Source organism: Desulfobacula sp., assembly GCF_030145145.1.
Classification (GTDB): domain Bacteria; phylum Desulfobacterota; class Desulfobacteria; order Desulfobacterales; family Desulfobacteraceae; genus Desulfobacula.
In genome coordinates this window covers 1-22590 of the sequence record NZ_JAQYWD010000046.1, presented here as the reverse complement: position 1 = coordinate 22590, position 22590 = coordinate 1, and the positions used below count along the sequence as shown (strand labels likewise).

At 44.3% G+C, this 22590-nt stretch carries 23 protein-coding genes and 1 pseudogene; 13 read left to right on the top strand and 11 right to left on the bottom strand.

All coding sequences use genetic code 11. The features are described from left to right. Window positions 1–149: 149 nt before the first annotated feature. The 4 genes from Q1Q15_RS21805 to Q1Q15_RS21790 form a co-directional block, all read right to left on the bottom strand. Complete coding sequence (locus tag Q1Q15_RS21805) at window positions 150–1568, bottom strand: dihydrolipoyl dehydrogenase (RefSeq protein ID WP_300464633.1); 1419 nt, start codon at window positions 1566–1568, stop codon at window positions 150–152. Between the two features lie 126 nt (window positions 1569–1694). Next, window positions 1695–2213 (bottom strand): DUF4203 domain-containing protein, encoded by a 519-nt coding sequence (locus Q1Q15_RS21800; protein WP_300464631.1) that lies wholly within the window; start codon window positions 2211–2213, stop codon window positions 1695–1697. Between the two features lie 70 nt (window positions 2214–2283). After that, window positions 2284–4107 carry a sodium:proton antiporter gene (locus Q1Q15_RS21795; RefSeq protein WP_300464629.1) on the bottom strand — a complete coding sequence of 608 codons (1824 nt, stop codon included), beginning with the start codon at window positions 4105–4107 and terminating at the stop codon, window positions 2284–2286. A 68-nt stretch (window positions 4108–4175) separates the two neighbouring features. After that, window positions 4176–4445: a hypothetical protein gene (locus tag Q1Q15_RS21790; protein ID WP_300464627.1), complete on the bottom strand. Its 270-nt coding sequence runs from the start codon at window positions 4443–4445 to the stop codon at window positions 4176–4178. Between the two features lie 542 nt (window positions 4446–4987). Between Q1Q15_RS21790 and Q1Q15_RS21785 the strand changes: the two genes are divergently transcribed. From Q1Q15_RS21785 to Q1Q15_RS21750, 8 genes are all read left to right on the top strand, one after another. Beyond that, window positions 4988–5938 (top strand): radical SAM protein, encoded by a 951-nt coding sequence (locus Q1Q15_RS21785; RefSeq protein WP_300464625.1) that lies wholly within the window; start codon window positions 4988–4990, stop codon window positions 5936–5938. A 229-nt stretch (window positions 5939–6167) separates the two neighbouring features. Beyond that, window positions 6168–7517: a sigma-54 dependent transcriptional regulator gene (locus tag Q1Q15_RS21780; RefSeq protein ID WP_300464623.1), complete on the top strand. Its 1350-nt coding sequence runs from the start codon at window positions 6168–6170 to the stop codon at window positions 7515–7517. A gap of 232 nt (window positions 7518–7749) precedes the next feature. After that, on the top strand, window positions 7750–8190 hold the full coding sequence (locus Q1Q15_RS21775; RefSeq protein ID WP_300464622.1) for a universal stress protein: 441 nt from the start codon (window positions 7750–7752) through the stop codon (window positions 8188–8190). Window positions 8191–8269: 79 nt separating this feature from the next. Then, a complete protein-coding gene (locus tag Q1Q15_RS21770) occupies window positions 8270–10084 on the top strand; it encodes an SLC13 family permease (RefSeq protein WP_300464620.1) in 1815 nt (604 codons plus the stop codon). A gap of 17 nt (window positions 10085–10101) precedes the next feature. Then, window positions 10102–10911, top strand: coding sequence for a cytidylate kinase-like family protein (locus tag Q1Q15_RS21765; protein WP_300464619.1), 810 nt, complete (start codon window positions 10102–10104; stop codon window positions 10909–10911). Window positions 10912–10954: 43 nt separating this feature from the next. After that, the gene (locus Q1Q15_RS21760; RefSeq protein WP_300464617.1) at window positions 10955–11779 is read left to right on the top strand and encodes a cytidylate kinase family protein; all 825 of its coding nucleotides are present in this window, start codon (window positions 10955–10957) and stop codon (window positions 11777–11779) included. 82 nt (window positions 11780–11861) lie between these two features. After that, window positions 11862–12275, top strand: coding sequence for a response regulator (locus tag Q1Q15_RS21755; protein WP_300464615.1), 414 nt, complete (start codon window positions 11862–11864; stop codon window positions 12273–12275). A 4-nt stretch (window positions 12276–12279) separates the two neighbouring features. Beyond that, a complete protein-coding gene (locus Q1Q15_RS21750) occupies window positions 12280–13863 on the top strand; it encodes a HAMP domain-containing sensor histidine kinase (RefSeq protein ID WP_300464613.1) in 1584 nt (527 codons plus the stop codon). 124 nt (window positions 13864–13987) lie between these two features. Here Q1Q15_RS21750 and Q1Q15_RS21745 read toward each other — a convergent pair. The 4 genes and pseudogenes from Q1Q15_RS21745 to wtpA all read right to left on the bottom strand — a co-directional run. Next, a pseudogene (locus Q1Q15_RS21745) lies at window positions 13988–14128 on the bottom strand (arsenate reductase ArsC); the annotation flags it as partial. Between the two features lie 18 nt (window positions 14129–14146). Continuing rightward, window positions 14147–15187, bottom strand: coding sequence for an ATP-binding cassette domain-containing protein (locus Q1Q15_RS21740; protein WP_300464611.1), 1041 nt, complete (start codon window positions 15185–15187; stop codon window positions 14147–14149). Between the two features lie 4 nt (window positions 15188–15191). Next, window positions 15192–15980 carry an ABC transporter permease gene (locus Q1Q15_RS21735; protein ID WP_300464609.1) on the bottom strand — a complete coding sequence of 263 codons (789 nt, stop codon included), beginning with the start codon at window positions 15978–15980 and terminating at the stop codon, window positions 15192–15194. A 5-nt stretch (window positions 15981–15985) separates the two neighbouring features. Then, window positions 15986–16975 carry a tungstate ABC transporter substrate-binding protein WtpA gene (gene wtpA, locus Q1Q15_RS21730; RefSeq protein ID WP_300464608.1) on the bottom strand — a complete coding sequence of 330 codons (990 nt, stop codon included), beginning with the start codon at window positions 16973–16975 and terminating at the stop codon, window positions 15986–15988. 315 nt (window positions 16976–17290) lie between these two features. Between wtpA and Q1Q15_RS21725 the strand changes: the two genes are divergently transcribed. Then, the gene (locus tag Q1Q15_RS21725) at window positions 17291–17893 is read left to right on the top strand and encodes a type I restriction enzyme HsdR N-terminal domain-containing protein (protein ID WP_300464606.1); all 603 of its coding nucleotides are present in this window, start codon (window positions 17291–17293) and stop codon (window positions 17891–17893) included. Between the two features lie 358 nt (window positions 17894–18251). Here the strand turns inward: Q1Q15_RS21725 and Q1Q15_RS21720 are convergent, their stop codons facing one another. From Q1Q15_RS21720 to Q1Q15_RS21715, 3 genes are read right to left on the bottom strand one after another with little or no spacing between them, the layout of a single operon-like run. Then, window positions 18252–18689: a Rha family transcriptional regulator gene (locus tag Q1Q15_RS21720; protein ID WP_300464604.1), complete on the bottom strand. Its 438-nt coding sequence runs from the start codon at window positions 18687–18689 to the stop codon at window positions 18252–18254. Continuing rightward, window positions 18686–18892 carry a Rha family transcriptional regulator gene (locus Q1Q15_RS25575; RefSeq protein WP_363321031.1) on the bottom strand — a complete coding sequence of 69 codons (207 nt, stop codon included), beginning with the start codon at window positions 18890–18892 and terminating at the stop codon, window positions 18686–18688. Before Q1Q15_RS25575 ends, Q1Q15_RS21720 begins: the two co-directional genes overlap by 4 nt. A gap of 26 nt (window positions 18893–18918) precedes the next feature. Continuing rightward, window positions 18919–19401: a Rha family transcriptional regulator gene (locus Q1Q15_RS21715; RefSeq protein WP_300464602.1), complete on the bottom strand. Its 483-nt coding sequence runs from the start codon at window positions 19399–19401 to the stop codon at window positions 18919–18921. 272 nt (window positions 19402–19673) lie between these two features. Here Q1Q15_RS21715 and Q1Q15_RS21710 point away from each other — a divergent pair, with 272 nt between their 5' ends. From Q1Q15_RS21710 to Q1Q15_RS21695, 4 genes are all read left to right on the top strand, one after another. Continuing rightward, on the top strand, window positions 19674–19844 hold the full coding sequence (locus tag Q1Q15_RS21710; RefSeq protein WP_300464601.1) for a hypothetical protein: 171 nt from the start codon (window positions 19674–19676) through the stop codon (window positions 19842–19844). 323 nt (window positions 19845–20167) lie between these two features. Continuing rightward, entirely contained in the window at window positions 20168–21100 is a 933-nt protein-coding gene (locus tag Q1Q15_RS21705; protein ID WP_300464599.1) for a hypothetical protein, read from the top strand. Window positions 21101–21108: 8 nt separating this feature from the next. Continuing rightward, the gene (locus Q1Q15_RS21700; protein ID WP_300464597.1) at window positions 21109–21339 is read left to right on the top strand and encodes a hypothetical protein; all 231 of its coding nucleotides are present in this window, start codon (window positions 21109–21111) and stop codon (window positions 21337–21339) included. After that, a partial coding sequence (locus Q1Q15_RS21695) for a hypothetical protein (RefSeq protein WP_300464596.1) occupies window positions 21339–22590 on the top strand: 1252 nt, incomplete at its 3' end. The genes Q1Q15_RS21700 and Q1Q15_RS21695, both read left to right, overlap by 1 nt.

Here is a 22590-nt window from a genome sequence, read left to right as displayed (position 1 = left end):
CTTTTCGTCGCCATTCACATCGACTTTCGTCGTATGCGTAAAGCGGGCTCAATTTGAATCACAACAAGTTGAAGCCTCCTGAATTGATCTGCACCTCAATGGTCGCATCTGGGTCTATTGGAGGGGTTCCCGTCCCGCGGGAAACCTTCCTATTCCCCCTGATCCGCTCGACAGAGTTCCAGTCGGGAATCCGGGGGAGGATCGTCTGTCTGTTTTAAAATCTTACCCAAGGCAGATCTTAAGGCCTCCTCGGGCACGGGATGGTAAATGGGCATGGCCAGGGCTACCGCCGCAGTCATTCCAGCGCCCACTGCCCAGGATAACAGATGGGCCATGTGCTCTCCGGCCGGTGCCATAAGTTCTGCCCCCAAAAGCCTGCCGTCCTTTTTATCCGCGTAAATCCGGGCGATGCCCGCGGCCTTGCCCAGGATCATCCTGGCTCGGCCAAGTCCTTCCCATGAGGCATTGCCCGTTACAAACTCGATTCCCCGGTGTGTCAGCTCCCGGTGGGAAAGCCCTGCGATGGCGATGTTTGGGGATGAAAACGTGATGGCCAGCGGGGTGCGTTTTTTAAAGCAGGAAATGCTTTCGGCCGTGGCGTTGTACCCGGCAATGGTGCCGTCATCGGCGGCTTCGTGGAGGATGGGCTTTTGCCCGTTGACATCTCCTGCCAGGAATACGGGCAGATCCTTGATCTGGAGGGTGCCGGGATCAAATAGAGGCATGCCCCTGTCATCCAGTTCAACCCCCAGATTTTCCAGGCCAAGACCCTGGACTGCGGGGCTGCGTCCCGTGGCCAGTAATATCCGGTCAACCGTCCATTCTCCGCTTTCACATCCCACAACAACCCCGTTTCCAGACCTGCGGCGGATTTCTGCCGTACCCAGCTTGATGTTCATCTCTTTTGAAAAATGTTCAAAGGCATAGGTCTGAAGGTCAGGGTCGGTCAGGCCACCTGCGGTTTTGCGCCGGCTGAAGGCAATGATTTCCACCCCCAGACGGTGCAGGGCCTGGCCCAGTTCGATACCAATGGGGCCCAGGCCAAAGACCGCCATTCTTCCGGGCAGTTCCTCTAATTCAAAAAACTGGTCTGTATCAATGATAAGGTCCCTGTAGGGCTGCCATTTTTCCGGGATCCGCGGTTTTGAGCCTGTGGCGATGATGATGCGCCTGGCCCGGATCCTTTCGTCTCCAAGGTCCAGGGTATTGGGATCGACAAACCTGGCACGCTTTCGGATCAATTTGTCCATGAACGGAGACATCTCATGGATGACGCCGCCGGTAAACTCGTCCCTGAGCATCCTCACCCGGGACATGATTCTGGAATAGACGGGCTGGAGGGCCTTTGCCCCCGAGATGCCGTATTCGTCAAAAAAGAGGCGCTTGTGAAAATCGTCTGCCACGGCAATGAGCGCCTTGGACGGCATACATCCCACCCGGGCACAGGTGGTGCCCAGGGGGCCGTCGTCAATGATCACGTAGCTGTCTGTTTTCTGCACGACGATCTCCTGGGCAGTCAAACCGGCAGTACCGGCACCGATAATTGCCACATCAACTTCTCTGGTCATGGAATTCTCCTTTGCGGATGTTAGTTGTAATAATTCCCATTTTTTTACTGTCGCAGTTTTAATAAATGACGGTCATCCATGATACTTTTCCATACTTGTCTTTGAAAAAAATCTAAACTATTTTGTCTATAATTTAGACTGCTTCCTGATTTTCAGGAAAAAGAAAGCCTGAGTGGCCATTCCGATAACGGCTAAAATAACGAATGCAATATTGCCGTCTGCATTGTCCAGCCCCATTAACGGGACAATCACAAAAGCCCCTGCCAGGGACGACAGCACAATCAATGCCCAGTCGAATACAAAGAGTATGGCAATGGCCCCTACCAGGCCGCCGACCAGAAGAATCATCCAGGAAAGACTGCCGCCATGGAAACCAATATTATGAAACAGGTCCATGACGATTAATCCACCGATCATGAATCCAACCAGGATAACCGCAAGTTTTTGGTAAACAAGGGCCACTATGGCACCGATCAACCCTATTCCCAGCGGAACAGCCCATACGATCCAGGCAGGCCCGGGAACCCCGGCCTCCACAGTGTAGCGATATGCAACGATAAATCCTACACAGGCAACCGACACCCAAAAAAGCCGGCGGCCTGCCAAAAGCAGCAAAACGCCCGTCATCAGATTAAGAATGGTCATGAAATATACTCCTTTACAAGATGGCTAAACCACCTGACACTTAATACGCGATGTTAAATTATATCTCTTTTTAAAGAGCGCCTGTTTCCCTGACAGCAGGCGCTGCTGAATCTGCCTTTAAGAGGAAACTGATCTGCCATCCAGGTTCGAGCTGAGGCTGACGCACTTCAGTAAACCAGTGCAGGCGGTTTTCGGGATCCATGGCAAACAGCAGTGACACTTTGTCTTTGTGGGTAGACACAAGGTTTTCAAGGCTGAACTCTTCGGTTATGGATGTTGTTTTTATCTGTCCGCCCAGGGCCAGCTGTGATGCCAGTTCTGCATAGGTCACCGCTGTTCCAAAAAGCATTTCTCCGGTCCACTGGGTCGGCAGTCTCATGCTGTCGGGCGTCGCTTCAGTGGCCTTTGATCGAACCATGAAAATTTTATCTTTTCCAAATTCCATCCGGTAACGCATTGCAGCAGAGGTGTTGATACTCTCATGGTGGGACAATGCCAGCAGACAGCCGATTCCCACCAGGTCCAGATGCCGGTCCGCATGTTCTGAAATCGGATTGCCCAGGTAGGTTGGCAGACTTTCCATCCTGGCTGCGGCCACCCTATCCCTGGATGTATCTGCCAGCAGAACCCTGAAACCGTTCTTCACCAGGGATTTTGCCATGGCAATGGCCAGGGTATTGGCACCGATGATTAAAAATCCCAGGGGCTCGGGTTCTGCGACTTTGAGCAAAACAGCAATGGGTCTGGCTGTAAGGCTCTGGAGAATTACCGTGCCGATAATGATCGAAAAAACAAGGGGGACAATGACCTGGGCATTGGCAAAACCGGCTGTTTCAAGTTTAAGGGCAAACAGGGCTGAAATAGCGGCTGCGATAATACCCCTGGGTGCTATCCAGGCCAGCAGGTGGCGTTCAGGCCAGGACAGGTCTGATCCCAGTGTGGAAATCATCACATTGAGAGGTCTTGCAACAAATTGAATCACAATAAAGATCCCGACCACCGACCACCCCAATTCCTTTATCGCTGAAAGATCAAGGCGGGCGGCCAGCAGGATAAAAAGCATGGAAATCAGAAGAAGGCTCAGGCTCTCCTTAAAGTCCAGGATCTCTTCGATTTCAACATGTTTCATGTTGGACAGCACCATGCCCATAACCGTCACTGCAACCAGACCGGACTCGGGCTGCACAGCATCGGACAGGGCAAAAGCCGCCAGAACCAGTGACAGGGTCGTCAGGTTTTGAAGGTATTCCGGTATCCAGCGATGTTTTAATAAAAGGCCGAAAACATATCCCCCAGCCAGGCCGGTAATGCCGCCTGCAGCTAAAATCATGCCAAAGGTGACCAGGGTGTGCATCCATGCTCCCTGTCCTCCGCCGGCAATGATGAATTCATAGACAAGAACCCCCAGGGAGGCGCCTATGGGATCGATCACGATTCCTTCCCAGCGAAGAATGGTTGAAATGGAGGCTGTGGGTCGTACGGTTTTCAACATCGGAATGATCACCGTGGGTCCGGTCACAACGGTAAGGGCACCGAACAAAAATGAGAGTTCCCAGGAAAGCCCTGTCAGAATCCGTGTTCCCCAGGCTGTGATGAGCCAGGTTGCAACCATACCGATGGTTACCAGGTTTCTGACAACACCTTCCAACCCGAAAAGATCACGAAATTTAAGTGTCAGTCCGCCCTCGAACAAAATGATGGCAACAGAAAAAGATATAAACGGAAGAAAAAGCGGGCCAAGCATGTCATCCGGTTTGACAAGGCCGGACACAGGGCCGACGACAATGCCGGTAAGGAGAAGAAAAATAATAGCAGGCAGTTTTACCCGCCAGGCAGCCCATTGACAAATACTGCAGAGTATTAAAATACAGGCAATAGTAATGGTAAATGACATAAGGTTTTCCTTTTACATCTGGCCAGCGCTATGCCTGTATTTTATTTTCTATCATTGCGGTGTCAGAATCATTCGGATATTTCTAATTTTTCCGGTTCACACAGTAACGCTGGATTCACAGCCGTCTGCCCACAATTTCGACATTGCCACCTGTCAGTATGCTCTTTGGTATGGCAGTTTTTGGGCGGTTTTGACCCCTTTACGCCGCACCAGTCTGATTTCTTTCCCATGCCCTGAACCTTGCAGATATTGTTTGCATCCAATGAAACAGCCCCGCAATTGGCACAGATAAACGCTTTGGTATCCTTTGGGACAGGTATGTGTTTTTTGTCAGCCATTGTGAAAAACTCCTTGTATAATATGGTTTAAAAGTATTACTTTGAGTAAAGTAATATAGTCATGATTTTAATGCAACCCGTTTTTTCAACCTCCAATAATCCGAACTGAACTTGAAACTTATCAAACCCGAATCACCTCATGGTATCCTTAAAACAGTTTCAAATCAACCGTTGCCGCATTTTTTTGTATGAGTTTGATTTTTTTATCGCAGTCCTGCTACCATTTTGTATCATGTATGCCTCGTAAAAAAAACGGATTTAAATAACTATCTGAAATTATATGTATTTTTTCATTTATCCTTTGGTATAAATCTTGCTTTTATTGGGAAAGGTATTTCATTAACGATAATTGACAAGATCTTTTTTCTATCCCGTTTCCCAAAGGATCATTTTAATTGCCGTGTTACCAGAAGAAGTCAGCAAGGCCATGAAAACATAAAGGCCATGAAGCGATTGCATTAAAGGTGGAAGCGGTTTACAAAGGTGTGGATCAGTGGCTGTAGACTGACCTTCACACCTATTTTTTTTTCAAAGGAGCACACATGAATTCAATAAATGTATTTGGCCCTGTGCCATCCAGACGGCTGGGAAAAAGTGTCGGGATAAACAATATTCCCCCAAAGATATGCACCTATTCCTGCGTATACTGTCAGCTGGGCAAAACAAAAAAAATGATATCGTACAGGTGTGTCTTTCATGATCCGAACACGCTGGTGGAAGAGACAAAAGCAAAATTAATCAATGCGCAATCCAATAATGAATCCATTGACTACTTGACCATTGTGTCGGATGGCGAACCCACACTTGATGCAAAATTGGGACTATTAATCGATCGGCTGCGTCCGCTGGGCATCAAAATTGCCGTCATTACCAACTCGAGCCTCCTGCACAGGACTGACGTCCGACAGGATCTGTACAAGGCAGACTGGGTATCCATTAAAATTGATACCCTGGATGAAAAGATATGGCGGAAAACAGACCGCCCCCATAACAGCATTAAATTTGATGTCATGTTAGACGGAATTTGTTCATTTGCCAAAAAATTTTTCGGGCGGCTTGTAACGGAAACCATGCTGGTCAAAGGCCTGAACGACGACAGGCAATACATCGAAAAAACAGCTGATTTTATCCGCAGCATTGATTGTGCCACAGCATACCTGAGCATTCCAACACGGCCACCGGCACAAAAATGGGTAAGGCCTCCCGGGGAACAAACCCTGAATGAGGCCTACCATGTGTTTGACGCCCGGGGGATAAATACCGAATACCTGATTGGGTACGAGGGGAACCAGTTTGCATTTACCGGGAATATTGAAGCTGACATATTAAGCATTACATCGGTTCATCCCATGCGAAAAGATGCGGTTGTCGGGTATTTAAAAAAGGCGGACAGTGATTTTTCAGTCATTGAAAAATTATTGGAAGAAAACAAACTTCAGGTCTCGGAATATCAGAACGAACTCTTCTATATCAGAACACTGGCAAATCACTGACAACCGTTTCTGCAGATGATCTAAACCATGGGGGTCGGAGTCCCCAGGCCCAGGCCAAAATATCAAACTGTCGTTTGGTCCGACCCCATTTGATTGGGTTGTCTGCCAGTGATAATGAAGTTGTCTTCTGTATTTAAATCGTGGTATGAAGATTTATTTTTGAACGGGTTTAAACAATTGAAAATAAAGCCTATAAAGGCTAACCAGGAAAGAGAAGCGAGTTGTTTTTATGATGCCAAGAATTATGGTTATTGATGATGACCCCATTACCCTCAAACGATTGCGAAGGATAATAGAAAAGCAGGGGTATAAGGTCTCATCTTATACAAATCCTTTGGCTGCACTCAAACAGATGGAAGCCCATCATTACCATCTGGTCATCACCGATGTGAAGATGCCTGGAATGGGTGGGATGGACTTGCTGATAAATGTGAAGACGCATTCCTCCACAACGGAAGTCATCCTCATGACCGGGTATGCCAGCATTGATAAAGCCATCGAGGCCACCCGGGAAGGGGCATTTTACTATCTGGAAAAACCCTTTACCCCGGAACAATTTTTGAAAACGGTTAAAAAGGCCCTTAACCGGCTGCAGTTTTACAAAGAATCCAAGAGAATAAATGGCGCCAAGGGAAAGGTGTCTGATCTACCGGTTATAATAGGGAAAAGTCCAAAAATTCGCGATATAGAAACCTTGATTCATCAGATTGCTCCCACGGACTGCAGTGTTTTAATTACGGGTGATTCCGGAACTGGAAAAGAATTGGTGGCCCGTTCCATACATGCTTTAAGCCATCGGGCAAAAGGACCGTTTGTGCCTGCAAACTGTGGTGCTTTCAATGAAACCCTTCTTGATAATGAGCTTTTTGGTCACGAGAAGGGGGCATTTACCGGTGCTGTTGACAAAAAAATCGGTTTGCTGGAAGTCGCAGATAAAGGAACCATTTTTTTAGATGAGATCGGAGAAATGCCCCATTCAATGCAGGTCAAGCTGCTGAGGGTTCTCCAGGAAAAGGAATTGATGCGGGTTGGGGGGAACCGGACAATATCCGTTGATCTGCGGCTGGTGTCTGCCACATCAAAGAATTTGAAAGCTGAAGTGGCAGCAGGTATGTTCAGAAAAGACATGTACTATCGTATCAATGTGGTGAATATAAAAATGCCCTCCCTGAAAGAACGGCCTGAAGATATTCCCTTGCTGGCCTATCATATTATTAAACGATTGAACCAAAACACAGACCGAACAATCAATTTCATATCATCCAGAGCAATGGCATTGTTAACCGGTTATGCCTTTCCCGGGAATGTCAGGGAACTTGAAAACATACTGGAAAGGGCAGCCGCAATTTCCCAGGGCCATGAAATCTGTGCCCGTGATCTCCCTCCGGACCTTACGGAGCTTGAACTACACACCTATCAGCCTCCTAAAGACTATCGGATGACCCTGGCTGAACTGGAAAAAGATTATATAACACACTTGTTGAAAAACACCAATCATACCAAGGCAAAAACAGCAGAAATCTTAGGAATTGACAGGGCTTCATTGTGGCGGAAAATCAAAAAGTTAGGATTGGACTGATCCGTTCGATTTTGTAACATCCCTGTTCGGTTTTGCAACATCCCATTCTTTTCTCATTAACGGCAAGTTCACACCGTTTCTGTCCTGCCATAGGGTTGCATTCTGCAACAATGCATTCCTTTTTTATCCTTGTTGCATAAAATATAAAAAAAATCCAAAAAATCAGCTACTTACTCCATTTTATCGGACTGGCATGGATATTGTAATAATTCATATCAGGAGGCAAGGTAATATGAACAATAAGGTGTTGATTGTTTTTGAAAATGAACAGGTTTTTTCAGGGGCACTGACATATGCCAGGGAATATGCTGCACGTTCTGATGCAAGGGTAACCTTTCTCATGCTTGTTGCCATGTCTTTTTCATGTTTTGATTTTCCGGGGGCTAAAAGAAAGATGCTCCAGGAAATTGAAACCAAGACAGGCAAGTTATTGGCTGAATTGACGGAAACATTTATCCAGAAAAGCCTTGAAACTTGTGCTGTCATGAGAATAGGAGATCCTTCTCAGGAATTATTGAAATTTTTGGCAGATAGGCCTTCGTTTCAGGCGATTATCTGGGGAAGCGGAGAAGATCTTCCCTTTACCGGAAGCGCAAAGAAAAAACACTGGCTCTGTCATCTGTCCAGGCATCTTGAGTGCCCGCTGTTAACCGTAACCAGACGGTTAAAATAAAGATGAACTCCGGGAAAGATAAATGGTTAATGAATGATGGATCAATCAATGAGATATGGATATTAAATCTGGAGAGAATATGGAACAACTGACGCCGGACATGATTTTAGTGATGGTGATGATCGGAATAGCAATTTTCCTTTTTATTGTGGAGTGGGTGAGAGTCGATGTGGTGGCTATCCTTATGATGGTCTGTCTGCCGCTTCTCCATCTGGTAACACCCAAAGAGGCTTTTGTGGGGCTCAGCAGTAATGCGGTCGTCTCAATCATTGCCGTTATTATTATCGGTGCAGGTCTTGACAAGACCGGAATGATAAACAAACTGGTCAAACCGGTCCTGGCTGTTGCCGGGACAAGCACCTCCCGTATTATTGTGGCCATTTCATTTACCGTGGCCATAATTTCAAGTTTTATGCAGAACATCGGTGCTGCCGCACTTTTTCTGCCGGCCATTCAACGGATTAGTAAAGTACAGAAAATACCGTTGAGCCGCCTGCTGATGCCGGTTGGGTTCAGCGCGATTCTCGGTGGCACCATTACCCTGGTCGGATGTTCCCCCCTGATTCTTTTAAACGATCTTTTATTACCGTTTCATCTGGAGCCCTTTGGTCTGTTTGACGTAACCCCCATAGGCCTTGCCCTGGTTGCAAGCGGTATCCTGTGTTTTATTTTTCTGGGTAAATTTATTCTTCCCCAGGGGAATACATCAGAAAATCAGGATAACCCGCAGACCTGTGTCTCACCCTATGAACAGGGTGCAGAAGGTCAGTGTACCTATGAATTGTCAACGGCCGATGACTTTATGGATTATCGGGATATAGTAAGGGTTGGAGATCTTCATCGTCGTTATCTGGTAAATATTCTCGCACTCACAGAACCCCCTGACGTTAAAACCCTGTCACCCTCTCCAGACACCGAGATCCGGTCTGGTGTCGATTTGGTGGTATGGGGGGATAAAAAGAATGTGGAACGGATGGCAGCCGAGGAGGAAATGCAGGTTAAAGCGGCCATTGAATGCTATGATAAAGAGTTTGATACTGCCCATTCCGGTATTGTGGAGGCGGTTATCTCTCCCCGGTCACCGTTCACAGGCAGGTCTCTGGGAAAGAATAATTTTAATGACCGATTCCGGGTTACCCCTCTGTCAGTACACCGCCAGGAGGATGTCTTTCTGGCAAGGTTGGATGATATCATTCTTCAGACCGGGGATGTCATTAGTTTTTACGGGACATGGAAACGCCTGGAAGCCCTTCACCAGGAGGGAGGACTGCTGTTCAGTCTGCCCTCGGATTTAGAAGATATGCGGCCGGAAAAGGCATTATGGGCAGGTGGCTGGCTGGCCCTGTCCCTGTTAATGATCATGGGATTTGATATCCAATTGTCTGTTGCTTTAATGACAGGGGCTCTGGGGATGGTGCTCACAAAAGTGTTAAGCATAGACGAGGCCTATCAGTCAGTTGACTGGCGAACCATATTTTTGCTGGCCGGCCTGATCCCCCTGGGCATTGCCACTCAAAAAACCGGGACGGCAGCCTGGATAGCGAATTCTATTCTTCACATCATCGGTAATGTACAACCGATTGTTCTGTTGACGGTTATTGGGATACTTTCCACCCTGTTTACCCTGGTAATTTCCAATGTTGGAGCGACCGTATTGCTGGTGCCCCTGGTGGTGAACATGGCTCTGGCTGCCCATACAGATCCGAGAATGGCGGCTTTGGTAGTGGGACTTGCCACGAGCAATTCCTTTGTTCTTCCCACCCATCAGGTCAATGCCCTTTATATGGGGCCGGGTCGATATCGGACCATTGATTTTCTCAGGGCAGGATCGCTGGTCAGTATCCTTTTTTTGGTAGTTATGATTACCATGATTTATCTATTTTATGGCGTTTAACAAAAGGAATTTAACAAATGGCTATTATTACCATTTCCCGTGGATCATATTCCATGGGAAAAGCAGTGGCTGAAAAGGTGGCTGAAAAACTTGAATACTGCATTCTCAGTCGGGATTTGCTAATTAATGCAAGTGCCAGTTTTCATATTCCCCAAAAAAAACTGGAAAAGGCAATTCATGATGCGCCCGGGGTCTTTGAGCAGTACAGCCACACCAAAGAGGTTTATCTGGCCTATATCCGATCAACTTTGACCGAGATGGTTGCCGGCGGAAATATCGTGTACCACGGTTTGGCAGGGCACCTGCTTTTGAATCGTCTTCCCCATGTTCTTAAAGTCAGAATTACTGCTAATCTGGAAAGTCGTATCGCCAGAAAAATGAAGGAAGGTTTTTCTGAGCATAAAGCCCGGACTATGATCATAGAAGATGACGGACAGCGAACAAAATGGACCCAAAAAATATACCATGCAGATCCCAACGACAGTTCTCTTTACGATATGGTTATCTGCATTGACAAGCTTTCCATAGAAGATGCTGTTTCGTTTATTTGTCAGAGTGCTTCTAAAAAAACGTTTGAATCGACCAGCGACCGGATCAGACAGGCTAAAGATTTATCTTTGGCCTGCAAGGCAAAGGCATCAATGATCGAGAGCTTTCCCGAGGTCGGCATTACCTGTGAATACGGAAATTTGTTGGTATATGCATCGGAAAAAGAAGCGCACATGGCCAAATTTAAGAAAATTCTGGATGCTTTTCAAAAAGAAAATGTCGGCATCCATAATCTTGAGGTGCATACTGGATTACCTGTTCCGGCTAACGCTGTTTAGTTGGGAATCTTTTGGTGTATGCCTAAAATAAAAGGAGGATATCATGCCAATACTGATTTTATCATCGGAAAACAAGGACCTTGAACAAGAAATTGCCGAAAAAATTGCCAAAAAGCTTTCGTACACGACGATTAACGAACATTTCCTTAATAAAATTGCCGACAAGCACTTGCTTGAAAGAAAAAAAATGTGGGAAGCGATGCATTCAACTCCCTCTATTCTGAAACGCATGTCACCTAAATTGTGGCATTATTCCCTGTCCTGTGTTGAACTTGAAGTTTTGGAACGACTCGTGGAAGATCGTTGTGTCTGCTGGGGCCTGGCAGCACATCTTTATGTTATGATCGTCTCCCATGTCCTGAAAGTGAGGTTGATTGGCAGGAATGATTCATGCTCACAATCGGATATAGTTAAAATGGCTCCGGATAAGATGAAAAAATATCTTGCCCGACAGGAACGGGATCGGGAAAAGTGGTCAATGAAAGCTTTCAATAGAAAAGAGGCAGAACCGGGACTATATGATATGGTGATCAATCTGGATCAGATACAGGTTGATGAGGCCGTAAATACCCTGTCAATGACAATGGAATACCCAAGATTCAAGGCCATGACGTATTCGAAAAACAATTTGATGGACCATGTCCTTGCGGCCAGAGTAAAAAATGCCCTGTTGGTGAAATCAATGACAGATATCCATGTCCATACACAGAATGGTAGGGTTGTCGTGACGACCAGTTCAGTGAAACGTGAAAAATCAAGAAAGATTGAGACCATCAAAGAAATTGCCAGTCATGTCAAAGGCATTGGATACCTGGAGGTTCACTGGAACAAGGATATAATCACCGAGGCTGCAATAAGTTGCCGTTGATTGGGGCGATGGTATGTTGCGTTCTATGCATTGATCGCTTGGGGAAAGCGTGATACGAAACATAAATGAGATAAAGGAGACCATGATGTCCAAACCGCTGGAAATTCTTTTATTAGATGATGAAGTCATTGTTGGCAAACGTTTGAAACCTGCCCTTGGAAGTATCGGCTGCAACGTGGAGGTTTTTCAAGATCCCGAACTGGCTGTGAAGCGAATTGCCGAAAAAGATTTTGACATAGTCGTGACAGATATTTATATGGATGGCATGGACGGGTTGCAGGTATTGGAACTGGTTCACGAAAAATTACCCAGAACCAAAGTCATCATGATTACAGGCTATGCCATGATATCCCTTGCCCGGGAGGCCATGGAAAAGGGGGCTTTTGACTTCATTGCAAAACCGTTTAAACCCGATGATTTGCGAGCGGTAATTGCAAAGGCTGCCAAAGCTTTGGGATTTTCAATAGAATTTAATCCTAAATCAGTACGTGGATAGAAAAATGCCGGGAACAGACCGCCCTGTTTTGGAAACAAAAAGAAATGATAATGAGTCCGGGGAAACGACCCAAGCCGTGTATGATCATATGGCAGACATCCATGACGCCCAGAAAACCCTTTTGTCTCGAAAGCATTTCAGCGTAAGAAATCAGATTTATCTGGGCAATGTATTGGTGTTTTTGTTTGCTCTGGTCATGGTTTTGGTACTGACGTTAAATAATAATCAGGTGCAAAAACGGTTGAAATTTCTAGAGTTCGTAAATGATTTTTCTTCAGAAATACAACAGGCAAGGCGGTATGAAAAAAATTATTTTCTGTATGGAACCAACCTCAATGATGCCAAAGAAAATATTCATCTGGCAGAATCTATTTTTACTACAAAATCAGAAGAGTTTTCAGAGCTTTTGGGAGGTCAGTTTGCACGGCAGGAAATTTTTAGCAAAATCGGTGCATATAAAACCCTTCTTGAACAATTGTATCAGCGTGGACAAAAAGATCAAAACAATTTTCACGTCACACCTTTTTCAAAAGAAATTGAATTAAAATTGAGAGGTTACGGTAAAGAGATACTGACCTCTGCCCAAACCATGATAACCCTTGAAAAAAAGACCCTTGAAAAAACCCTGAGCCGGTCCCGGTACATTCATATTTATTCCATTCTGATCCTGTTGGTTTTTCTTGCCATCAATACTTATCTGCTTGTAAGCAGACTTTATTCAACCCTCAATCGATTTGCTGCCTATGCCAAGCGTATCGCTTCCGGTGATTTCAGGCCCATCCTCCCCCAGCGCAATTTCCGTGATGAATTCACTGATCTTGCCATTGCGATCAATGAAATGATAAAAGAAATTGATCTCCGGGAGGCCGTTCTGATTCAGACCCATAAGATGAAAGCCATAGGAACGCTTACCGCAGGTGTCGCCCATGAAATAAATAATCCTTTGAATAATATCATGCTGACGGTTCACATGCTGCTGGAGGATTACCATGAGCTTTCGGAAGAGGAAATAATGGAGATGCTCAAGGATGTTGCAGCAGAGACAGACCGGTCAAAAAAAATCATTCGTAATCTCCTGGATTTTGCACGGGAGAGTACCTCCACAATGGAATCTTTTGACCTGTCGATTTTGCTGAAAGACACTGTGCATCTTTTGGAAAATCAGATCCGGTTTTCAGGTATTCAGGTTGATCTTCAGTTTGCTGAAAATTTTCCAAAGATACACGGGGATGCTCAGAAAGTTCAGCAGGTTTTTGTTAACCTGCTTTTGAATGCGCTGGATGCCTCAATTAAAGGAAGCAAAATACAGGTAATTGGAACTCTCGGGGATACAGGAGATTCGGTCAAAGTGAGTGTGATTGATTATGGCCAAGGGATTCCAAAGCATGTTCTACCTTCTGTTTTTGACCCGTTTTTCACCACAAAATCAAAAGGCAAGGGAACCGGTCTGGGATTAAGCGTATCCCAGGGGATTATTGCCAAGCACGGCGGAACCCTTACTGTTAAAAGCGAGGAGGGTAGAGGTTCATGTTTTACCATTACCTTTCCGATCATCAATTTTCCGGAAATTCACACCTTTTCATTGTAATTTACTGGAAACCGATGACCGCATTTGGGGCATGCCCTGATATGAATGATTAAGGGTATGGAAAAACGGGAATTTTAATTGTCGTCACAGGGAAAAATATTTTCAGCCATCATTGCTATGGTGTTGGGTTCAGGCCGTGCATTTCAATACCGGCGGAACAGACATCAATGATGTCTGCCTTCAATTCCCTGGTCCAGCCTTCGGCCATCTGGCTGCGGCATGAATTGCCGGTGCATATGAATAATATTTTGAGTTTATCGTTCATTTGTTATGGGGATCAATTCTAAAATGTATGGACAGATTCCGGATGAAATCCAAAAGCTACGGTTTTTCCAATATCAAGACCATGATCCCTGAGATAGCTTCGGGGCCAGATGGCTTCAAATTGAAAATTTTCAGTTTGCAAATAGATATTCAGGAAAATACCATGACTGGTTATTTTTGTTATGTTTCCCTGGAAGCAATTTTTAAAATGATTGGAACTTGAGGCTGTTAAAGAGATATCTTCGGGCCGGATACCCATATACGTATCATTGATGCCAGGGGGGTGTGAAATTGCGATTTCAATATTTATATCTTTAATCACTATGTGGTTATTTTGTCTGCAGATTGGGGTAATATTTTTCATTCCCACAAAAGAGGCAGTGAATGTTGAGTTTGGTTGTTCGAAAATTGACATGATGTCACCCTGCTGCATGATTCGGCCGTTTTTTATAATGGCCCCTCTGTTGGCAAGATATAACACATCGGAAAAATTATGGGAAACCATAATCACGGTTATTTCCAGGTCATCATGAATTTTTTTCAGCAGTTGCTTGGCATCCTCATGAAAAATCGGATCCAAAGCAGACAAGGGCTCGTCCAGAAGCAGCACATTGGGATTTAAAATCAAGGATCGTGCAAGGGCGATCCGCTGTTTTTCACCGCCGCTCAAATGTTGTGGACGTCTTTTAGTGATTTTTTCCAACCCTAATGTGGAAACAAGGGCATCAAATCTTTTCTGGGCGGTCAGCTTGGGGATTTTATGATAGGAAACACCATAAAATATGTTTTGTGTCACATCCAGATGAGGGAAGAGTGCAAAATCCTGATACACTAACGCAAGGTTGCGTTTTTCAACGGCAAGGGTTGTGATATCATGGTTTTCAAGAAACATGGTACCGCTTGAAAATGGGATTAATCCCATCATTCCTTCCAGCAATAATGATTTTCCTGAACCCGTGGGGCCAATTAATGAAAAAAAATCATTTTTTTGAATTTCAAGGGTGATGTCCTTGAGGGAAAACTCAGGTAATGTCAAATTGATATGGTTTAGTTGGATCACTTTTTTATCTGTATTCGTGGTTAATTGATTTTGACAGCATTCGCAAGACAATAAATAAAATAAATGAAATGAGAATCAACCAGACAGCAATGGGTTGTGAGTATTTCAGTCCATAAGCGGTAAATCTTTCATAGATCATAACAGGGGCTGTCATGGGGTGATAGGCAACAATGACCACTGCGCCGAATTCACTGATGGCCCGGGCTGTACACATAATGATACCCAATATCATGTGCCGCCAGGTTAATGGGAATGTGATGCGCACAAAGGTTGAAAATGCCCCCGCACCAAGGGTCCGGGAAGCATTTTCAAGCCGGATGGGAACACTTTCGAATCCGGCCTTGACCGTGTTGATATAAAATGGCAGACCCACAAAGAGCAACACACAAACAATACCGGTTTGGGTGCCCATAATTTGAATGCCAATATCGGACAGGAACCTTCCAATGGGATTGTTTCTGCCCGTGAGGCTGAGAAAGGCAATGCCTACAACAGGATGAGGGATCATGATCGGTAAATCAATGATCCCTTCTATGATTTTTTTGCCGACAATGCGTTTCCTGGCCAGCAGATAGGCAAGGGGGGTTCCCATTGCAAAGGAAAGGATTCCAGCACAAAATGACAGGCTGATGGATCGTGCGATGGCATTGACCACATCCTTGTCAGATAGGGTCTCTATCATCATTTCCATTGACGGCTCAAACGTCATTTTGATCAGCGGCAATGTCAGCAGCAGAATTAACGGCAGGCTCATAAACATGAACAGCCAGTTTAAGGGTTCAATCCGTTTCATTGCGTTTAGTTTTTTACTTCCACCAGGGATCTGATTTCAGATGGAAGGGTTGCTGCCATTTCCTGTGAGGGCAATCGGCAGGGGATAAAGGGGGGCTGACCCATTTCTCTCAAGGTTTTTAACCCGTGATCAGGAGACAGCAGAAAGCTTAAAAATGCCTTGGCAGCCTCGGGGTTGGGGGCATCCTTGATCATGGTGATGCCATAGGTACAGGATTGTCCTTTTTTTGTAATCCATGTGTTGGGTTTTTTGCCGGTGACTTTCACCTGGGCCTGTTTGTAAAAGTCATCATACTTGTAATTGCCCAGGTTAATATGATCGTTTAACGTTACAAATTTAAGGTCATGCTGAATGGCCACAGACATATACTCCCAGGCATAATCCATATGTCCGGTTTTCAGCAGATTGACCAGTTGAACGGATTTCGGCCGAACGTTTTTCTGGGGTCGGTTATCAATGAGCTTTTGATACAGTCCGTCAATATTGTAGAATTTTTCAGCCAGCTGTAACACCATAAGGCTGCGGTATCCACAGGGATCCAGGTTTGGATCGGAATGCCCCCAGACAACTTCTTTTTTCTGCAGGATGTCATACCAGTTTTTATCATTGACCTGGTCTGCATATTTGCTTTGAGTTGTGTAACAGAGCACCAGCTGGTTTGTGGCAAACCTGACATTCCAGGTGGCAAAATCCGGAATCAGGTTGTTGTCAATGACCTTGTAATCTGCCGAGGCCATGATGTCGGCTGGTTTGCCAACCTCTGAAATAAGGCGTGCCATTTTGGTACTGCCACCGGCTTCTCTTTGCACATCAACGCCAGGATATTTGGCTTCAAAAGCTTTTTCAATTTTTGCAAAGGGTACGGTTAAACTTCCTGCATGAAAAATGCTCAGTTTGCCTTTCGGCCCGGCCTGTGCTGGGAATGGAAACAAGATTAAAACGCATAAAAGGCTTCCAATAAAGTGAGATATTCGTTTGATGGATTGTTTTTTCATTATATGATCTCCTATTTAGTAGTTAAAAACAAACCCAATCTATAGTTTTTGATTTAAACTTAGTCAAGAAATAAATATGGTCAGAAAAAATAATACTCAAATTAACTAATAGTTACCAAAAATAACAATAAAATGCGAATTTTTTTTTGTGTTGCAACAGAATCCAGTATCTGGGAAGTTTTTTCCTGTACCACTGGACTTGTAAAAGGATGGATGATTCTTAGCATTAAAGGAAGAAAGTAAATGTTACGGTTTGTGAGGTAACCCATGATCTGCATTCATTCAGGTTAACGCTAAACATAGAGGAAATCATAAATGGAAAATGAACCCAACCCGCATCATCTGGTGCTTGGAGAACTCAATGATTTTTTGACTGGTGCTGTTTTAACCGATACTCTGGATGAACGATATCGTCAGAAAATTGTGGAAAATCTCGTATTGGCCGGCAAGTTTGAAAAACAAGAAATTGAGAGCAATATCAGCCTTGAGGTGGTTGCAGGAGAGAAAAAAGCAACCATAAAAGTGGATTTTCTTATCACATACCAGGAAAAAACCATTGTATTGATTCAATATGCGCCGGGTTCCCTTGTCACCAGACGTCTTTCGACACTGGCACTCTCCAGAATCCTCAGACCTTACCAAATTCCGATTGTTGTCGTTACAAATGGTGAAGATGCCGAGATCCTTGACGGGAATTCAGGGAAGGTCATGGCCACCGGGCTTGAACATCTTCCGGATAAAAAAACCATAGAAGAAAATATGGCATCTTTTTCCTTTGCGCCCATTAAGGCGGTCCGGCTTGATCAGGCATCCAGAATTGCCTATGCCTGTGAGGTGGATGGATCATGTTATATGAATGATGATTTCAAATGTCCAAACGGGTATTGTTACCCAAGTCCAAAAGCGGAAAAAGATTGAATAGACCATTCCCGGCCTGATACATCCATTCAGGGCCGGGAACACCTTGGTAATACAACATACATACACAACCCACCCCGAACTAAAACAAGCAGAACCCTATCAACAAAGCCTTTCAGCCCATTACACCCCCCTTATACTGAAAGGTGAGCGCAGGCGAACCCCTCTATTATATACAGCAGGATATAAGCCCCTTCTATCGACACATGTTCCCTTTGAGGTCAAAAAGCGCTTGCCCCCTTATAAAGCCCTTCTCTATATCAACCTGGGAGCGGAGCGACCAGGGGCACACTTTACTGTGATTCCCATGTGCTGGCATTTTCTTTTCCCCTTGGAGATCAAAAACGCCTATCCATTTTTATAACCTTGATATTCCCGGTCTGGTTTTCCCTTTATCATTTTCGTCATTTTTATCATTGTGTCTTTGCATTTCAGCCATTGAAACAAGGGCCTGTTTCAATGCCGGGTCGGTTTGATATACAACGGGTGCACTGGTCACCGTGGGTTGCATCAGGGCTTTTTCCATGGCGTTAAAAACTGCAATGAATTGTTCCATAAATAAACCGGCCTTCTTTCCGGAAAATTTTCCAACCAAAAAGGCGAAGCCTGTACGGGTTATATTATACATAGGTATCATTTTACCCTGTTTACTCAGGTAGTTAGCCGCGTTAAAATTTACGCGGCTAAATTCCTCACTGCAATTGAGTCCGAGAATCTTTTTTATAATATTGGAATGATCTTTCCCGTAAACTTCAGCGATCTTCAAACTGGTGGTGGTGAAACCGTCACGGGTCATTTCATAAGATGGTCTAAGCTCCTATATTCAACCAGGGAAAAACCTCCCTGGTTGAATATAGAACTATGCCTAAGTCCCCCTTTTTTATCAATATATTCAACGCCCCTAAAATTAAGGCGGTTAAATTCTTTACTGCAATTAAGCCCTTTAATTTTTTCAATTACATGGTCATGTCGCTTCCCATACACTTCAGCAACCTTCAAACTGGTGGTGGTGAAACCGTCACGGGTTATATTATAGCAAGGTAAAAGTCGGCCAGTTGAGTCTTTATATTCACTGGCGTTAAAATTAACGCCAGTGAAAGACGCACTACAATCAAGGCTTTTGAATTTAGAGCGGGAAAAATTTCCCGCTCTAAATTCAAAACGACAGTTAAGGGTTTTGTTTTTCCCTGTTTATCCAGATAGTTAGTGGGCTCAAAATTGAGCCGACCATATTCTTCATTGCAGTTAAGACTTTTGATAATTCTAATTACATTCTTGTGTTCTTTCCCATAACTTGGCCTAAGCTCCCCTTTTTTATCCATATATTCAACCAACTCAAAATTGAGTTGGTTGAATTCTTTACTACATTCAAGATATTGAATGTCCCTGACAACATTGCCATGCCGCTTCCCGAACACTTCAGCAACCTTCAGGCTGGTGGTGGTGAGCTTGCCGTCTTCACCCAGGGTAACAAGGCCTTCCGGCAATTCAATGGACGGTATCGGCATGGATTGATTTTTCCCTGTTTATCCAGATAGTTAGCCAATTCAATTTTGAATTGGCTAAATTCTTTTACTAAAAAGTCAAAAAAGCGTTGACACTTTGAAAAAATATAGTAACCGATTATATGTAATTTTACAAAGTGTCAACACTTTCTTCAACTTTTTAATATTTATTTCAGTAACTTATAAAAAAAGAGCTTGACATTGTATTTTGAATAAATTACTGGTTTTAACATAGTTAAGATCAAATTTTATTTAATTTAAAAAAGGAGTAAACCATGAAACGCTTCCAAGTCGTATCAGATGAAATTGTGTCCTTAAAAGAAGACTTTGAATCAACTGCAAGCCCTGATACCTATGTCCGCCCAAATGGTGATACAGCAGTGCTTATGGGCGACGGACACTGCCTCCTTATCAGGAACGATGACAACCCGGTGACAGTCATGTAACACAAACACCATATTCCAATTTATAAATGGCCTTGAGAAATAAAACTCAAGGCCATTTATATTTTTAAGTAAAAGTTAATTAGTTGTTTTTATATTAAAGATATTTTTGGAGGGAATCTAAAATTTTTATTAGGCACTTTAAAAAAACCATTTTCCATAGAAGCCCGTCATTAAAGGGCTTGAGATTTGACCACTTGGAAAATTGCCTAATAACCCCGTTTATATAGGGATGTTGAAAAAATAAAAGAAATTTAACACATGAAAGAGGTTCCCCAATGAGACCAGAACAGAATAATGAGACGGTGCAAATCTTCACAGGAGGTTTGGCTTCTATCAGCCCGCCGGATGTCACCGCATCAAAAAAACAGATGGATGGTAAAATGAAAATACAATCTGAACACAAAAGAGGGATCGTTGATTGCTTTTCAAAATCGTCACAATGTAATTTCAAAGTGGTTCTGACAAAATCAGCACCGTTTATGGCGCATTTTATAACCCTGAATCCACATGACGCATTCTTTTTTGGGTACAAAGGCCCGAAGGCAAGAATTAAGCGTTTCGATGTTATTCGGAAAAAAGTAATGGCATGGCTTGAGGAAAGGAATATTTCAGGGTTTGTCAAGGTCGAGTATGAATGTCGAAAATCAGGGTATTTTACAGGCCAGCCCTTGCCGCATATGCACCTTGTCGTGACCAAACAATTTGAAAAATACGATAAAGAATTTAAAACCTTCTGGTTGGGGAACCAAGAGCTGGAAAAGCCGGGGTATCATAGCTATCTGGATAAAGCAGCCGCCAAAAGCTATGATTCCCGGCCTATTCAGACCGATACAAAGGCATGGATATCCTACCTTTGTAAACCCCACGATAACAGGGCACTTGAAGCCCTGGACGGCTATTATATTGAGAAGGGCCGTAGAAAAGAATATCACGCTGGTTTTTCAATTGGCAGAGCGTGGTTTAAGATAGGTATCCCGCCCGTAGAAGTAGTGCCCAAACAAGAATTGAACCCCACAGAGGGCAAAATATTCAGACGGCTATTGAAAAATTACATAACAGCCCAGGTTAAAAAGCACAACAGCCGGAAGCGCACCATTTCCACCGGCCGAAAACTAAGCATTATGAACCAAGGAAATGGTTCAAATGTGTTTATCGGTAAAACCGATGCCCAACGGCTGCTTGACTTAGCCAGGGAGCTTGCAAAGACGAAAGTAGCCATTGGGCCGAGATGCTATGAAAACAAAAAGGCAGCATAAAGGGAAATATGAAAAAACAAGCGATTGAAGTAACCATTAAAACCAGTGAGAAGATATTAAAATCTGGCAAGGTTACAAAGAAGATTGAAATCACACAGCTAAACCATAGCCCCGGTGAAACTCCATGTAAAATGAAAGATTTCGGTTGTGAAGGGCTTGCAGCAGATGGGGAGTGGTTTTGTCCTGCCTGTCTGCGGAACATTGAAAAGGTGATTCCATCAGAGGAATCAACCGAATAATGCCCAAAGGGAAGCCAATAAAACGGACAGTGCCACCCGGCCTTGTTCGGGATAAAAGCGGCATTCTACGCTCCAAATTGCTTTTGCAAGCCGAAGAAAACAGCCCGGCAGGTTTTATGGTCTGGTTGAGATATTACGAGCCCAGGGTTTTAAATTCCAAAAATAAATATGAGGTCTTCAAGCCCACAGCCCACCAGCAACTTTTAATAGATAAATGCTTTGCTTCAAAGGGTAGTGGGTTTCTTTACAACCTGATTTTAAACATAGAGCCCCGCCGCCATGGAAAGTCAACGCTATTCATGCTGGTTGTTCTATGGCTTTTGACCACCAGAGACAACTTCACTATTCAGCTTTTGGGAAACGAAGAGAGTCACAGCCGCCGCACTCAATTCAATCGGCTTGTGAAAACGATTGAACGCAGTCCTAAATTATGGGCGCTTGTGACGGAGAAAAAGACTCTTGAAATTTCAAAAACAGAGATTCGCTGGATTCACAAGAAAAAAATTGCAGGTGTTATTCAGTCCATGCGGGGCCTAAACATGGCTGCCAGTTTTGGGGATCGCTGCAATTTATTGTGGGTAAGTGATTTCCACGCCTGCCCGGATACAAGCGTTTTTAATGCATGGCAGGCCAGTTTACTTGACTCCCAGGACACACTTATCCTTTGTGACTCCAATACCGATGGTTTTGGCGGCCATGTCCATAACCTGCAAGAGGCCTGTGAGATTGACCCCGATATGGTTTGTAACCATCTTTATTATAAAGATTGGGACGATTACAATGCTAATGCCCCGGTCTGGATAGATCGAGCCAAGGCTAAGGCCCTTGAAAAGACATTGCTCCCCGATGAATTTAAGCGTGACATCCTGGGTATCAGAACACAGTCCATTAATAACCTGTTTTCCCATGACATTATTACCGGTATCCAAAAGGATTACCCGCTACCTGTAACACCCGAACAGGTTAAGGAATTGACCCAGGGCCGTGAATATTTTATCGGTGCCGGTTTAGATAGGGCAAAGAATTTAATTCAGACTTCAAAATCCGATGCCAGTATATGGACGGTTGTTCTAAAAATTCAAAATCCAGGCAAAGAGTCGCAGTTTGTAACTTTGAATCAAGTTAATTTTAAGGTCAATACGGAAAAACTGATTGTAAAACAAATTCTGAAAGACCATGAACGCTACAATCTAAACGCCGTGACCCTGGAAAATTATGAAGTATCCGGCCTTTACCACCGCTTAGTGGAGC